The organism is Limnobaculum zhutongyuii (genome assembly GCF_004295645.1).
Lineage (GTDB): Bacteria > Pseudomonadota > Gammaproteobacteria > Enterobacterales > Enterobacteriaceae > Limnobaculum > Limnobaculum zhutongyuii.
This window is the reverse complement of sequence record NZ_CP034752.1, coordinates 226,591-240,333: the sequence shown is the minus strand read 5'-3', so window position 1 is coordinate 240,333 and position 13,743 is coordinate 226,591. Positions and strand designations below refer to the sequence as shown.

Sequence of the window (13,743 nt, the reverse complement as noted above, 5' to 3'; positions counted from 1 at the left end):
TATGCAAAATAAATGAATTTATATTGAATTAACCCGCAAAACAGGCCGTGAATTGTGAATAAAACATTACCCTCTTTTATCGAGTTGTACAGTAAGTTGATTGCCACGCCAAGCATTAGTGCTACCGATGCGGCGTTGGATCAGAGCAATGAGACACTGATTAACCTGCTGGCAGAATGGTTCACTACGCTGGGATTTAAGGTTGAAGTACAGCCCGTTCCCGATACCCGCAATAAATTTAACCTGCTGGCATCACTGGGTTCAGGATCTGGCGGACTGTTGTTAACGGGGCATACGGATACCGTTCCCTTTGATGACGGGCGCTGGACACGCGATCCGTTCACCCTGACCGAACATGACAACAAGTTATATGGTTTGGGAACTGCTGATATGAAAGGCTTCTTCGCTTTCATTCTGGATGCCTTAAGAGATATGGACAGCAGCAAGCTCACTAAACCACTGTATGTACTGGCTACAGCGGATGAAGAGACCTCAATGGCGGGTGCTCGTTACTTCTCCTCCACCAGTCATCTGAAACCGGACTGCGCCATTATTGGGGAACCCACCTCACTCCAGCCGGTACGAGCTCATAAAGGTCATATTGCGGAAGCTATTCGCATTACCGGTCAGTCCGGCCATTCCAGCGATCCATCGCGCGGTATTAACGCAATTGAACTGATGCATGATGCTATCGGTCATTTGATGGTACTGAGAGATTCACTCAAAGAGCGCTATCACCACCCGGCCTTTGCTATTCCATACCCAACCATGAACTTTGGTCATGTTCACGGTGGAGATGCCCCAAACCGTATCTGCGCCTGCTGTGAACTGCATATGGACATTCGCCCATTACCGGGCCTTACTCTGAATGATTTAGATGAACTGGTCCATCAGGCACTGGAACCGGTCAGCAGCCGCTGGCCGGGCCGGGTAACCATTGAGCACCTGCACAGCCCTATTCCCGGTTACGAATGCGCCGCTGACAATGCGCTGGTACAAGTAGTAGAGAAGCTGGTAGGTACCCCGGCCGAAGTGGTTAACTACTGTACCGAAGCACCTTTCCTGCAGCAAATGTGCCCAACGCTGGTACTGGGTCCCGGCTCTATCGATCAGGCGCATCAGCCCGATGAATTTCTCGCCACCTCTTTCATTCAACCAACCCGCCAGCTTTTGACCCAGGTTATTCACCACTTCTGCGCGGAAAAATAGTACACCATTAATCTTACATACCACCCCGACTTATTCGGGGTGGTTGGTTTCTTGTATGGTACGAAAGTAGATTTTTTTGTTGAAATTTTCCGGTTATAAGAAATGCTTAAAGGATTCAACAAAATTATGTACATACCCAAATTGTGTGATACAACTCTAACTTTAGTAGCCATAAAAATAACGCGACAACACAACATCATCTTCATGTTTTGACTAACCCGGCAGGAGACCTATGAACGAACAATATTCCGCGATGCGAAGTAATGTCAGTATGCTTGGCACCCTTCTAGGCGATACCATTAAAGACGCTTTAGGTGAAGAAATCCTCGATCGGGTGGAAAGCATCCGTAAGCTGTCAAAATCGTCCCGCGCCGGTAATGAGACTAACCGTCAGGCGTTACTCTCTACGCTACAGAACCTGTCTAACGACCAGCTATTGCCCGTTGCCAGAGCGTTTAACCAATTTCTCAACTTTGCCAATACCGCCGAGCAGTACCACAGCATTTCTTCTCGCGGTGAGGCGGCAAATAATCCCGCAGTATTTGCAGATCTATTCAATAAATTAAGACAGCAAAACATTACCGATGAAGCGGTCAGTAAGGCCGTCGATCAGCTATCTATTGAGCTGGTACTTACTGCGCATCCAACGGAAATTGCGCGTCGTACAATGATCCATAAACTGATTGAGGTGAATAACTGCCTGAGTCAGTTAGATCATAACGACCTGGCCGACTATGAACGGGATCAAATCATGCGTCGCCTGCGTCAGTTGGTTGCCCAGTCATGGCATACCGATGAGATCCGTAAGATTCGTCCAACTCCGGTTGATGAAGCTAAATGGGGCTTCGCCGTTGTAGAAAATAGCCTGTGGGAAGGTGTACCTGCGTTTATGCGCGAGTTTAACGATCAGCTGGTTGATGCCCTTGGTTACAACCTGCCGGTTGAAGCTGTGCCGGTGCGTTTTACCTCCTGGATGGGTGGCGACCGCGATGGTAACCCAAACGTTACCGCCAAAATTACTGAACACGTGATGATATACGGTCGTTGGAAAGCGGCAGAACTGTTCCTGAAAGATATTCAGGTACTGGTTTCTGAGTTATCGATGTCTGACTGTACCCCGGAACTACGGGCTATGGCCGGCGGCGATGAGGTTCAGGAACCTTATCGTGAGCTGATGAAGAAGCTACGTACCCAGTTAATGAGTACGCATAGTTATCTGAGCGCCCGCCTGAACGGTGAACGCGTCAATTGCCCGGATGATATGTTGGTTGATAATCAACAGCTTTGGGAGCCGCTCTATGCCTGTTATCAATCTCTGCAAGCCTGCGGCATGGGTATTATTGCCAATGGGCAACTGCTGGATACCCTGCGCCGTATTGGCTGCTTTGGCCTGCCGCTGGTACGTATTGATATTCGTCAGGAGAGCACTCGCCACAGCGATGTTCTGGCAGAGCTCACTAAATATCTTGAGTTAGGCGATTACGACGAGTGGACAGAAAAAGAGAAGCAGCAGTTCCTGATTAGTGAACTGCAGTCAAAAAGACCATTGTTCCCGCGTGACTGGCAGCCAAGTGCTGAAACTCAGGAAGTACTTGATACCTGTAAAGTCGTCGCTAAAGCGCCACAAGGTTCTATTGCTGCTTATGTTATCTCTATGGCTCGTACACCGTCTGACGTTCTGGCCGTACATCTGCTGTTAAAAGAGATGGGCTGTACTTTTGCTTTGCCGGTCTGCCCGCTATTCGAAACGCTGGAAGATTTAAATAACGCCAATGATGTCATGACCCAGTTACTGAATATCGACTGGTATCGCAATTTTATTGGCGGCAAGCAGATGATCATGATTGGTTATTCTGACTCTTCGAAAGATGCTGGCGTGCTGGCAGCCTCATGGGCGCAATATTACGCTCAGGAAGCGCTAATCAAAACCTGTGAACAGGCAGGCGTAGACTTAACGCTATTCCATGGACGTGGCGGTACTATTGGTCGTGGAGGTGCTCCGGCTCACGATGCGCTGCTGTCTCAGCCTCCGGGCTCGTTAAAAGGCGGCCTGCGTGTTACGGAACAGGGCGAAATGATCCGCTTTAAGTTTGGTTTGCCGGAGATTACGCTAGCCAGTCTGGCAAGCTATGCCAGTGCCATCCTCGAAGCTAATCTGCTACCACCGCCAAATCCGAAGCAGGAATGGCGTGACATTATGGATGAGCTGTCGGAGTTCTCCTGTAAACAGTATCGCGATATCGTACGCGAAGAACCGGACTTTGTTCCTTACTTCCGCGCTGCCACACCTGAACTGGAATTAAGTAAGCTACCTCTGGGTTCTCGCCCGGCAAAACGTAAGCCTAATGGTGGAGTAGAAAGCCTGCGAGCCATTCCATGGATTTTCGCCTGGACGCAAAACCGTCTGATGCTGCCAGCCTGGCTGGGTGCCGGTGCAGCGTTACAGCATGCGATTAAAAACGGTAAACAACAGCAGCTGGCAGAGATGTATCGCGACTGGCCGTTCTTCAATACCCGTATCAATATGTTAGAAATGGTTTACGCCAAAGCGGACCTGTGGCTGGCAGAATATTATGACCAGCGTCTGGTGGATAAAAAACTTTGGACGTTAGGTAGTAAGTTACGTAGCCAATTGGCGGAGGATATCAGCGTTATTCTCAAGCTGTCCAACGATCAGAAACTGATGGAAAAACTGCCGTGGATCGCTGAATCAATCGCCTTGCGTAACGTATATACCGATCCATTAAACGTCCTGCAGGCCGAGCTGCTTTATCGTTCGCGCCAGCAAGAAACTCCGGATCCAAGGGTAGAACAAGCCCTGATGGTTACTATTGCCGGAATTGCGGCAGGAATGAGAAATACCGGATAATAAAACTCTTCGGTCTTTATCCCAATAAATTGGTACATTATTGGGATAATTTACCGAAAAATATCGTCAAAAAAATAGCGCCAGACTTCAGGCGCTATTTTTTTATGATGGATTTAGTTCTTTATACTTTTCAGTACATGCCGCCTTCCATAAAGTTCCGGCTAAATTATCGTCTGTTTCACCAATAGTCCATTGCCCCGGTAAATTTAAACTGTATGCAGGCTCACCAGTGGCATATTCTGTCGTATATAAAACTGGTGGAAATAAAGAAAATTTATTTTTTATTGAGCAATCAAACAGAAATATTGATTTGGATGAACCAATCTCTTTTCCGCCGACTTCTTTCGGCTCTTCATAGTGCTGAATATAATAAAAATAGGATAAAACCGGATTATCATTATAAGTATGATTAACTTTTGATAAATAAATATCTCTCTCACCATCACTGTTTAAGAAAGTCAGTTCCTGCTCATCAAAATTATCATTCGCACAACCTGCGGTTATTAATGCAACCGAAAATACCAATAGTTTTATCAGTTTATTTTTCATTAATAACCGCCCTTAAGTCTGGTCTGATATTCAATAGATCTTCTGCCGTAACCGTTCCCTGAATAGAACAGAGTACATTTGTCTTTCCATTAACCTCTTCCAGCACCAGAAGCTTTTCCATCGTCGATGGTGCCGGAGCAACACCATCGGTTGCGCCAAGGTTTATTTGCCATGAGCCATCACCAACGCCCTTTATCAATGGGTTATGTTGAAAAAGTCCTCTGGATTTCTTAAGTTCAATATATTGACTTAATGTTTCATGGGCAGTGGCGAAATCTTCTTCCAGCTGAAATCCCCAAAAATAATACTCGCCATATTTATCCAGATTAACATATTGATTTAGGTATTTGACTATCGTTACGCCGCTGTCTTGCAAACGATTAATGTCAACACTAACATCTTTCGCTGTCTTTATATTATTGGTATTACTGACAGAAATAATTTTCTTTAATTCTTTCTTTTTATTCATCTGATTAAAAAACGTTGAATCACAAAGCGAAAGTGACTCAATTAACGTTTTTGCCTGTGTCGTAGATGATAAAAAGAAAATAATCAACGACAAGAATATCTTTATTCTCATTCAACTCTCCTTAGTGAAAAAGAAAATATCATATATCGATATATTAATAGCTCGCTTGAAAATAGAGTAAACAACATAAGCCATTATTCCCTTTTTTAAGGGAATAATGGCTGGAGCAAATTAACATACCACTCAGATAATTTCTAATAGATACTAAGAACAACTGAAAAGAGAAGGATATAAATAAGTCTTAAACTGGTCTTACTCCCAGCGTATGACAAATTGCATAACTCAGTTCCGCCCGATTCAAAGTATAAAAATGAAAATCTTTCACTCCTTCGCGGCTCAGAATCTTCACCATATCCATAGCAATAGAAGCACCGACGAATTTACGGGTTTCAGGGTCATCATCCAGACCAGAGAACATTTGACTCATCCACTGTGGAACACGCACGTTAGTCATGGTGGCAAAGCGCTGTAGTTGTTTAAAATTGGATACTGGCAAAATCCCCGGCACAATTTCCACGTCAATCCCTGTTGCTACACAACGGTCGCGGAAACGCAGATAGCTTTCTACATCAAAAAAGAATTGGGTAATTGCCCGGTTAGCACCTGCATCAATCTTCTTTTTCAGATTAATTAAGTCAGCCTGTGCGCTTTTTGCCTCAGGATGTACTTCCGGGTAGGCCGCAACGGAAATATCAAAATCACCAACGCTTTTCAGCAACTCAACCAGATCGGACGCATACATATTCGGTTTACCACCACCGGCAGGTAAATCACCGCGTAATGCCACAATGCTGCGAATGCCGCTATCCCAGTAATCTTTAGCAATTTCTCTTAGTTGCTCTGGGGTAGCATCGATACAGGTCAGGTGAGGCGCCGCGTCCAGACCGGTTTTGTCTTTAATGCCTTTAATGATGCTGTGGGTTCGATCACGCTCGCCAGAATTTGCACCGTAGGTCACAGACACAAACTTAGGCTTTAAATTCTTCAGGCGATCGATGGATTGCCAAAGGGTCTGCTCCATTTCCACATTGCTTGGCGGAAAGAATTCAAAAGAGACGTTAATCTGGCCGTTAATCTCTGCCAGGCTCTGATTCAGCGCTTCCCTCTGGTTAGCATGAAAAAAACTCATATTCTGTCCACCCTGTTTGTCTTTTCTGGTTTGCCTGATTTGTAGTTATACTTCTGAACGTTTAGACGTCTAAACATCCAAATAAGATGACGTAAGTAGGATGTTCTGTCAACAGGTAATTTGAAAATTAATGGAGAATTAGAAATACGAACGAGGGAGAGTCAGATCTGAATGGCAGTAAAAATTGAGTTGATGATAAGAATATCTATTTTCAGCTTTAGCAGACATTCCGGCCGTAAAGACAAAGCGCTCAAATCATCTTTGTGCCCAGCCGGAGGGGGCGTACTTTTAACATAAGAGTACGTCGGGCGTAGCCCGACGATTAACTGTTTTCAAACAAAATCACTATAGCAATTTCGCCAGCCTGTTCAGGTCCGACTGAATTGCGCCGGCGGTAACGTCTCGCCCGGCTCCCGGGCCACGGATAATCAGTGGATTATCCCGGTACCAGCGGCTTTCAATGGCGAACAGGTTATCGCATGGTAATAATGAAGCCAGAGGATGATCGTCCCGTACCGCTTCCACACCAACCCGCGCTTTGCCATTGGCGTCATAACGTGCCACATAGCGCAGAACCAGTCCCATCTCTCTGGCGGCTTCTAACCGTTCCAGCATTTGGTGATTGAGTGCTTCGGCATTTTCGAAGAAGTTATCAACCGAGCCTTTTTCAGCACCTTCAGCCACCAGTGATTCAACCCGAACCTGATCCGGTTCAATGTCGTAACCCGCTTCGCGCGCCAGAATCACCAGCTTACGCATCACATCCTGACCTGAGAGATCAACCCGCGGGTCTGGTTCAGTAAGCCCTTGTTGCCATGCCTGTTCCACCAGTTCAGAGAACGGAATCGAACCATCAAACTGCAGAAATAGCCAGGAGAGCGTACCGGAGAAGATGCCACTCAGGGAGAGAATAGTATCGCCGCTGTCGCGTAAATCCCTCACCGTATAGTTAATTGGTAATCCAGCCCCTACGGTGGCGTTATACAGCCAGTGGCGACCAGTTTTGGCGAATGCATCCCGAATCTGACGATATTCATTTCCGGACGATGCACCAGCCAGTTTGTTGGCACTAATAACGTGGAAACCATAGCTGGCGAAGTCCAGATATTTGCTGGCCAGCTCTTCGCTGGCGGTAATATCAAGAATCACCAAATCGTCAAACGGATGGTCACGCATCCAACTGACTAACGAACTGTCATCCATCGTTTGGGCTTCATCATTAAAGAAAGCCAGTACTCTGCTGGCATCCAGCCCCTGATAATCGAGCACACTGCGGCTGCTGTCGACGACCCCCGCCAGAATAAATTCAAATCCGGTACGAGCCGAAATATTCTTTTGTTCACGAGCAAACAGCTCTAACCAACGGGAACCTATATTGCCCTTACCGCACAACACCAGACCAATACACTTTTCAGCCCGGAACAGGCTGGCGTGCAGCCCCTGAATCAGATGCTCAGTTGGCCCAACGCGCAATACCGCCACCAGGCTGATATCATCTTCCGCGTGCCAGATAAACTCCACTGGCTGATCTTTAAGCTGTTGGTAAAAGCGATGACTATGCAACGGATTCTTACATACACCAGCCCCCACCAGTGCAACTAATGCCAGCCCTTCCCGCAATTGCAAGCGACCCGGTAATCTGGCGTCGTCCAAAATTTGCAATACGCTGTTCACCACTTCGGAGGTATAGCACAGTTGAAGCAGGTTACGGTCGTAATGAACTCCGGTTGCCAATGGTTTAACCTGCACCCGATTAAGAATGCGTTCTACTTCTTTTTGTATTTGAGAAAAGTCGTGCTGGGCTTCAACCTGTATTTCAATCAGGCAAACATCATCATGACTGGTAACGATTCTGGCGCCGGTACCGGATGCCAGAACGCGTTCAATACGAGTAGAGCCCTGTTCTGGCTGATAACTACAGCGCAGTTGCAGGTCGATATCGCTGCCAGACACTGGTTGCAAAGTACGGGCATGCAGTACCGGAGCCGCCAGACGAGCCAACTCGCTGGCTTCATCTAAACGCAGCAGCGGCAACAAACAAGCATCTTTTACTTTACGAGGATCAGCGCTATATACCCCGGCGACATCACTCCAGATAGTCACTCTAACTACCCCGGCCAGTGCACCAATCTGAGTCGCAGAATAGTCACTACCATTGCGTCCCAGCAATACCGTTTCCCCCGCTTCGTTACGGGAAATAAAACCGGTTACAACCAGGCGCTTATTCGGATATTGAGTGAGCAGTTGCTGTAACAGCGGGTAAGAACGACCTTCATCTACCTGCGGCTGAGCCGAGCGCTCTGCCCGCAGAAAATCACGCGCATCCAACCATTCTGCTGCCATGCCTTGCTGGTTCAGCAGTGCCGCCATCAAACGGGCCGACCAGATTTCACCATGGCCAACCACTTCAGCATAGACGGCATCGGACATCGCCCCGTCCAGCAGCGCGGCTAATCGTTCAAGATCCTGGATAAAGACTTTAACCAGTTCAGCAGCTTGCTGTTCCGGCAACAGACCATTAATCAACTCGCTCTGGTAGCGGCGCAACTCTTGCTGCACCTGATGAGAGGCAATGCGATCGGTCTGGCTAAGCTGTAGCCATTTAATCAGTTGATTAGTGGTACTACCCGCGGCGGACACTACCATCATGTCCCCTTCGCGGCTGTATTCTGCCATTATCCCTGCCACTCGCAGATAGCATTTGCTGTCTGCCAGGCTACTTCCGCCAAACTTATGCAACTGACGATTTGCAGGAAGCCCGGAAGCTCCTAATGTAGTCATACTTACCTCTTCGCTGACGCCTGGAAAGCCTGTTCCAGATCGGCAATTAAATCTTCACTGTCTTCGATTCCAACAGAAATACGCAACAATCTGTCTGATATTCCGGCAGCCTTACGAGCTTCTGCTGCCATCCCCGCGTGCGTCATGGTCGCCGCATGGGAAATTAAACTTTCAACGCCACCTAACGATTCAGCCAGTGTAAACAGTTCCAGCGCGGCAAGAAACTGCCGCATCGCCTGTTCATCACCATCAAACTCAAAACTCAACATGGCACCAAAGCCCAATTGCTGTTTGCGGGCAATTTCATGGCCCGGATTCTCCGGCAAGGATGGATGATACAACGTTTTTACCTGAGGTTGCTGCTGTAAATAAGCGATCACTGCCTGTGCATTTTGTTGCTGCTGTTTCATGCGTGGCCCCAAGGTACGCAATCCGCGTAATAACAGATAACTGTCAAAAGCCGCGCCGGTGACACCGATATTATTTGCCCACCAGGCCAGATCGACCCCCAAGGCTTCATCTTTACAGATGACCACACCCGCTACGACATCAGAATGACCGTTCAGATATTTAGTACAGGAGTGCAGAACAATATCCGCCCCCAGTGTGAGAGGTTGCTGCAGAATTGGGCTCAGGAACGTGTTGTCTACCACTGCCAGAGCCCCAGCCTGATGCGCCGCCTGGCAAACTTTAGCAATATCCACTACCCGTAACAGCGGATTACTCGGTGATTCAATTAACACCAGCTTAGGCTTTTGCGCCAGAGCAGCAGCTAAAGCCTGTTCATCTCCCTGATCTACAAACAGTACCCGATAGGCTCCCCGACGCGCCTGACTGTCAAACAGACGGTAGCTGCCACCATAGCAATCGTGTGGCGCAACCAGTAAATCATCCGGTGTTAATAACGCCGTACATACCAGATGAATGGCTGACATTCCGCTGCTGGTCAATACCGCACTGCTTCCCCCCTCCAGCTCCGCCAATGCCGACTGAACGACATCGCGAGTTGGGTTACCACGACGTGAGTAGTCATGTGCCCGGGGCTGATTAAAATCGATAAAGTTATAGGTGCTGGAAAGATGAATCGGGGGAACAACACAGCCATACTGCTCATCTGAATTGAGCCCACCCCGCACTGCAATCGTTGCCTGTTTGCGTTTCACTGAATCACTCCGGGAGAAAACCATAAAGTATGATGAATAAGATAATGCTTTCAATTATGGACGTCAATACATCTGGACATCTAAACTTCTTGCCGTGTAGATTGAGGAATCGCAAAATATCCGTTAAAATTGTCAGGTATAATCTTTTAATGCACTCGTGAGCGATGCCCAAGGCTCTGCTCATGAGCAGGTAAAGTTAGTTCACAATGGACTATCTTTAAAGTTTCAGCTTTCTATTGATTAAGGTGCCCCATGGCTGAGTGGAACGGCGAATATGTCAGCCCCTATGCTGAACATGGCAAAAAGAGCGAACAGGTCAAGAAAATCACGGTTTCCATCCCGTTGAAAGTATTAAAAATACTAACGGATGAACGTACCCGCCGTCAGATTAATAACCTGAGACATGCCACCAATAGCGAATTACTTTGTGAAGCGTTTCTTCATGCATTTACCGGACAACCTCTGCCGAATGATGAAGACTTACGTAAAGAACGCAGCGATGAAATTCCGGAAGCGGCAAAAATATTGATGCGTGAAAAGGGTATCGATCCGGACAGTTGGGATTATTAATTCCGGTTATCATATCGTTGCATAAGCCAAACGATCGCTGACGATTGAAGAAGATTAGTTACCTGCACCATCGGGGTAATGGATATTTTTACCGGGTAGGTATTACCAACAGCAATAATTCAATCTGCCGTGGTAAACAAAAAAACAGAATATTCAGATACAAAAAAGGCGCCCAAGGCGCCTTTTTCTTTCAGCTCAGTAAAATTACTTAGAGCCGCCAACCATGTTGAAACGCTTGTTGAAGCGGTCTACACGGCCACCGGTAGCAACATCACGCTGCTTACCAGTATAGAACGGGTGGCATTCGCCGCACACGTCCAGGTTCAGATCGTGACCCACAGTTGAGTGAGTTTTGATAACGTTACCGCAAGAACAAGTTGCAGTAATCTCTTTGTATTCTGGGTGGATACCTTGTTTCATGATGAACCTCTCTAATGTCGTGTCGCTATACGGTCACTATTGCCGTACACCACACGAAGTAAAAAATAGTTGAGTGGTTTGATCCAAGCACTGAAATTCGAGTACTGAATCAAAGGTTGCGTATTATACAGATCTAATATTCACCACGCAAGCAGCCAACCATTCATCTATTCATCACACTCTGTCGCCTGTGGTATGCTGCTGCATCCCATAAGATTTTAATTCTGCTTTGGCTATGTTTGTTTACCCAAAGCCCATTAACTGAGATTTGGACTACCTGCATAATGAGCGTTGTGAATGTCGTTTTACCGGTGCCGCTGGACCGTTCGTTTGATTATCTCCTGCCACCAGGAGAACAGGCGATTATCGGAGCCAGAGTCAGCGTGCCATTTGGCAAGCGGGAAGCCATCGGTATTATTGTCAGCACCAGCGAACAAAGCGAATTCCCACTATCACAGTTAAAAACCATTAATCACCTGATTGATGACCAGTCGCTGTTTACTCCCTCCTTATGGAAAACCTTACTTTGGGCCTCTGGCTACTATCAATTTCCTCTGGGGGAAGTACTGTTTCATGCCTTACCGGTTTTACTCCGTCAGGGAAAACCTGCTCAGGAACCGCCCATCTGGCAATGGCAACTCACCGAAGAGGGAAAAATAACCGACCCGGTTACCTTAAAACGAGCGCCTAAACAGCAACAGGCGCTGGCAGCGCTACGTAAAGCCAATATCTACCGTCACCAAATCAGCTCGCTGGATTTAAACGAGGCTGCTTTTCAGGCCCTGAAAAATAAAGGGCTGGCTCAGTTAGCAGCGCTCTATCCGGCAGCCACTCGCTGGCAGGATGATTTTAAAATTAATGGTGAACGCCTCAGACTGAATACCGAACAGGCAACCGCCATTGGTGCTATTCGTAGTGATGACCAGCAATTTGGCGTCTGGCTGCTGGAGGGAATTACCGGTTCCGGTAAAACGGAAGTGTACCTGAGCGTACTGGAAAATATTCTGTCCGAAGGACGACAGGCACTGGTTTTAGTCCCTGAAATCGGTTTAACGCCTCAAACCATTGCCCGTTTTCGTGAACGTTTTAATGCACCGGTTGACGTTGTTCACTCCGGTCTGAATGACAGTGAACGCCTTGCGGTGTGGCTACGGGCACGGCGAGGAGAAACCGCCATCGTTATTGGTACTCGCTCAGCGCTGTTTACGCCATTTAAACACCTGGGCGTTATCGTCATCGATGAAGAACATGATAGCTCTTATAAACAGCAGGAAGGATGGCGATACCACGCCCGTGATTTAGCCATTCTTCACGCCCGCGAAGAAAACATTCCAGTGATTCTGGGATCGGCAACGCCGGCGATTGAAAGCCTGCATAACGCTCAAAGCGGTAAGTATCACCATCTACGTCTTACTCTGCGTGCTGGCCATGCTAAGCCAGCCACCCAATATATTCTCGATTTGAAAGGCCAGCCGCTCACCGCCGGACTGGCACCCGCAATGCTCAAACGCATGAAAGAGCATTTGCAGGCCAATAATCAGGTCATTCTGTTTCTTAACCGGCGAGGCTATGCTCCGGCACTGTTATGCCACGAATGTGGCTGGATTGCAGAATGTAGCCGCTGCGAGCGTTATTACACGCTACATCAGAACCAGCGTATGTTGTGTTGCCACCATTGCGACAGCCAGCGTCCGGTTCCTTATCAGTGCCCTAAATGTGGTTCAACCCATTTGGTGCCGGTCGGTGTGGGAACAGAGCAATTAGATAACGAGCTTGCCCGCCTGTTTCCGGATACGCCAATCACCCGAGTCGACCGGGATACCACCAGTCGTAAAGGCGCACTGGAGCAACATCTTGCGGATATTCATCAGGGTGGCGCTCGTATTCTGATTGGTACACAGATGTTAGCAAAAGGGCACCATTTCCCGGATGTTACGCTGGTTGGCCTGATTGACGTTGATGGCGCACTATTCTCTGCCGATTTCCGCGCCGCTGAACGTTTTGCTCAGCTGTATACGCAGGTTTCTGGTCGTGCCGGTCGTGCGGGTAAACAGGGTGAGGTTTTACTGCAAACCCACCATCCGGAGCACCCTCTGCTACAAACCCTGCTGCACCAAGGCTATGACGCCTTTGCTAAACAGGCAATTGAAGAGCGTAAAAGCGTCTTCCTGCCACCGTTTACCTTCCATGCCCTGTTTCGTGCCGAGGACCATGATAACCAGCAGGCTTCACAGTTTTTGCAGCAACTGAAAGAGCTGTTGGAAAACGTCAGAGCCAGTGACAGTTCGCTCTGGATCCTTGGCCCTGTCCCCGCTTTACAAGCCAAACGCGGCGGTCGTTTCCGCTGGCAATTGTTGATCCAACACCCATCTCGTGGTCGTTTGCAGCAAATTTTGCACGCGCTGAGATTACAAATAACCGCTATGCCACAGGCCAAAAAAGTAAAATGGACACTCGATATTGATCCAATAGAAGGTTAGAGATCACATTATTGAGAACTGGCTCTAAAAAGTTGATTCACAAC

General features: G+C 47.7%; 10 protein-coding genes. 4 read left to right on the top strand and 6 right to left on the bottom strand.

The annotated features are described in order from the left end of the window. Positions 1-54: 54 nt before the first annotated feature. Together argE and ppc are read left to right on the top strand one after the other, a co-directional pair. Positions 55-1,209: an acetylornithine deacetylase gene (gene argE, locus EKN56_RS00715; protein WP_130590065.1), complete on the top strand. Its 1,155-nt coding sequence runs from the start codon at positions 55-57 to the stop codon at positions 1,207-1,209. A 232-nt stretch (positions 1,210-1,441) separates the two neighbouring features. Further along, the gene (gene ppc, locus EKN56_RS00710; protein WP_130590064.1) at positions 1,442-4,078 is read left to right on the top strand and encodes a phosphoenolpyruvate carboxylase; all 2,637 of its coding nucleotides are present in this window, start codon (positions 1,442-1,444) and stop codon (positions 4,076-4,078) included. A 102-nt stretch (positions 4,079-4,180) separates the two neighbouring features. Here the strand turns inward: ppc and EKN56_RS00705 are convergent, their stop codons facing one another. From EKN56_RS00705 to metB, 5 genes are all read right to left on the bottom strand, one after another. Further along, positions 4,181-4,627 carry a surface-adhesin E family protein gene (locus EKN56_RS00705; RefSeq protein WP_130590063.1) on the bottom strand — a complete coding sequence of 149 codons (447 nt, stop codon included), beginning with the start codon at positions 4,625-4,627 and terminating at the stop codon, positions 4,181-4,183. Beyond that, on the bottom strand, positions 4,617-5,207 hold the full coding sequence (locus EKN56_RS00700) for a hypothetical protein (protein ID WP_130590062.1): 591 nt from the start codon (positions 5,205-5,207) through the stop codon (positions 4,617-4,619). Before EKN56_RS00700 ends, EKN56_RS00705 begins: the two co-directional genes overlap by 11 nt. Positions 5,208-5,397: 190 nt before the next feature. Then, the gene (metF, locus tag EKN56_RS00695; protein WP_130590061.1) at positions 5,398-6,285 is read right to left on the bottom strand and encodes a methylenetetrahydrofolate reductase; all 888 of its coding nucleotides are present in this window, start codon (positions 6,283-6,285) and stop codon (positions 5,398-5,400) included. A gap of 345 nt (positions 6,286-6,630) precedes the next feature. After that, on the bottom strand, positions 6,631-9,066 hold the full coding sequence (locus EKN56_RS00690) for a bifunctional aspartate kinase/homoserine dehydrogenase II (RefSeq protein WP_130590060.1): 2,436 nt from the start codon (positions 9,064-9,066) through the stop codon (positions 6,631-6,633). A 2-nt stretch (positions 9,067-9,068) separates the two neighbouring features. Beyond that, positions 9,069-10,229, bottom strand: coding sequence for a cystathionine gamma-synthase (gene metB, locus EKN56_RS00685; RefSeq protein ID WP_130590059.1), 1,161 nt, complete (start codon positions 10,227-10,229; stop codon positions 9,069-9,071). 252 nt (positions 10,230-10,481) lie between these two features. On the opposite strand from metB, the gene metJ reads away from it, so the two are divergent. Continuing rightward, positions 10,482-10,799 carry a met regulon transcriptional regulator MetJ gene (metJ, locus tag EKN56_RS00675; protein ID WP_130590057.1) on the top strand — a complete coding sequence of 106 codons (318 nt, stop codon included), beginning with the start codon at positions 10,482-10,484 and terminating at the stop codon, positions 10,797-10,799. Between the two features lie 204 nt (positions 10,800-11,003). Here the strand turns inward: metJ and rpmE are convergent, their stop codons facing one another. Then, the gene (gene rpmE / locus EKN56_RS00670) at positions 11,004-11,219 is read right to left on the bottom strand and encodes a 50S ribosomal protein L31 (protein WP_027273653.1); all 216 of its coding nucleotides are present in this window, start codon (positions 11,217-11,219) and stop codon (positions 11,004-11,006) included. 284 nt (positions 11,220-11,503) lie between these two features. On the opposite strand from rpmE, the gene priA reads away from it, so the two are divergent. Then, positions 11,504-13,699 carry a primosomal protein N' gene (priA, locus tag EKN56_RS00665; protein WP_130590056.1) on the top strand — a complete coding sequence of 732 codons (2,196 nt, stop codon included), beginning with the start codon at positions 11,504-11,506 and terminating at the stop codon, positions 13,697-13,699. Positions 13,700-13,743 lie beyond the last annotated feature (44 nt).

Excerpts from the sequence above, each read along its gene's own strand:
- rpmE (WP_027273653.1), bottom strand. The coding sequence starts at position 11,219 with ATGAAACAAGGTATCCACCCAGAATACAAAGAGATTACTGCAACTTGT.
- metF (WP_130590061.1), bottom strand. The coding sequence starts at position 6,285 with ATGAGTTTTTTTCATGCTAACCAGAGGGAAGCGCTGAATCAGAGCCTG.
- metJ (WP_130590057.1), top strand. The coding sequence starts at position 10,482 with ATGGCTGAGTGGAACGGCGAATATGTCAGCCCCTATGCTGAACATGGC.
- EKN56_RS00705 (WP_130590063.1), bottom strand. The coding sequence starts at position 4,627 with ATGAAAAATAAACTGATAAAACTATTGGTATTTTCGGTTGCATTAATA.
- EKN56_RS00700 (WP_130590062.1), bottom strand. The coding sequence starts at position 5,207 with ATGAGAATAAAGATATTCTTGTCGTTGATTATTTTCTTTTTATCATCT.
- priA (WP_130590056.1), top strand. The coding sequence starts at position 11,504 with ATGAGCGTTGTGAATGTCGTTTTACCGGTGCCGCTGGACCGTTCGTTT.
- ppc (WP_130590064.1), top strand. The coding sequence starts at position 1,442 with ATGAACGAACAATATTCCGCGATGCGAAGTAATGTCAGTATGCTTGGC.
- EKN56_RS00690 (WP_130590060.1), bottom strand. The coding sequence starts at position 9,066 with ATGACTACATTAGGAGCTTCCGGGCTTCCTGCAAATCGTCAGTTGCAT.